At 56.9% G+C, this 1,334-nt stretch carries 2 protein-coding genes; both read right to left on the reverse strand.

Going from position 1 to position 1,334, the window contains the following annotated elements; translation table 11 throughout:
• On the reverse strand, nucleotides 1–875 hold an 875-nt coding region (locus FHT78_RS29110), incomplete at its 3' end, for a cache domain-containing protein (RefSeq protein ID WP_183750006.1).
• Between the two features lie 279 nt (nucleotides 876–1,154).
• Nucleotides 1,155–1,334: hypothetical protein (locus FHT78_RS29115; protein ID WP_183750007.1), on the reverse strand; the 180-nt coding region annotated here is incomplete at its 5' end.

Consider the following 1,334-nt stretch of genomic DNA (forward strand, 5'->3'; position numbering starts at 1 on the left):
AGCAAGGCTTCATCCTGTTGATGGCGCAGGTTGCTTTCGCGCTCGCTTTCGAGCGCCAGCTGCTGGGCAGCCTCGCGCTCCGACATCGCGTGACGTTCCCTGATCTTTTCCTGCAGCGACTGCGTCGCCTTCGCCATCATGCCGACCTCGTTGTTCATCCCCGTATGCGGGATGGCAATCGAGACGTCTTCCTCGGCAACAGCCTGCAGCGCGGTGTGAACGTCCTTCAGAGGATTCGATATGCCGCGGATGACGAGATAGGCCGCTACAATAGCGAAGAAGAATAGGACGATGCTGCCTGACAGCGCCGCCAGAATCTTGTCGTTCACCTGGGCATCGAGGTCGTCCATATAGACGCCCGTACAGACGACGACCTTCCAAGGGTCGAAGGCCAGTGCATAGGCCGTCTTGCGATAATCGCCAACGGGCTGGCCGGGTTTGGCTGTGGAATAATATTCGACGAGACCGCCGCCCTGCTGCCCGAGCTTGACCAGCTCTTCGCGATAGAGCTTGCCCTTGCTGTCCGGCTGCCCCTTGTTGACCTGACCGACTTTCGAGGCGTCATAGTGGAATATCATCTTCACGTCGTAGTCATAGCCGAAGAAATAGCCATCCGGCTCGTACTTCATCCCATTGACGGTCGCATAGGCCTGCTTCTGGGCGTCTTCCAGCTTCATTTCGCCTGAAGTCACCTTTGCCTGATACAGCTTGAGAACGGAGACCGCAGACTGGACTTCCGAACGCAGCATGTCATAGCGTTCCTTGTAGATCGCATTGACCGAGGAGCGGACCTGGAGGGTGGTCGCGATCGCAAACGCTACCATCAGGCCGATGACCAGCAAGATAAGTTGCTTCGATATTTTCAAATTTTTCATGATGCCTCGCAACGGGAATGAGTGGCTGCATTCCGGTGCGGTTTTCTACCGCCTGTGCGAGCGCACCGGATAAAGGCGACGCGTCTACCGCTGCTAAAGGAACATGCTGCGACCGGTTAGCTACGATTGGCATTCATCCTATAATAAAGCTTTAATTTTATTAGATTTTGGACAAAATTTCCCTACAAATCTGGGGGCGCACCAAAAGCAAAACCGCCGGATATTCATCCGGCGGCCGCTAACTTCTTTCGTGATAAAATAGCTTGCAGTCACCCGCCTTTAAGCGGCGCGGCGACCCTGATGCATGGCGGGCGCTGCTGCGGCGTTGCCGACGCGGAAGCCGCGGATGAGGCCGAGCAGTTCGTCGGTATCGGCAGCCAGCGTTTCGGCCGAGGCCGTCGTCTCTTCGGCCATGGCGGCGTTCTGCTGGGTGGCGGCGTCGAGCTGGTTCATCGAGGA

It is taken from the genome of Rhizobium sp. BK196, from assembly GCF_014193255.1.
GTDB lineage: Bacteria > Pseudomonadota > Alphaproteobacteria > Rhizobiales > Rhizobiaceae > Rhizobium.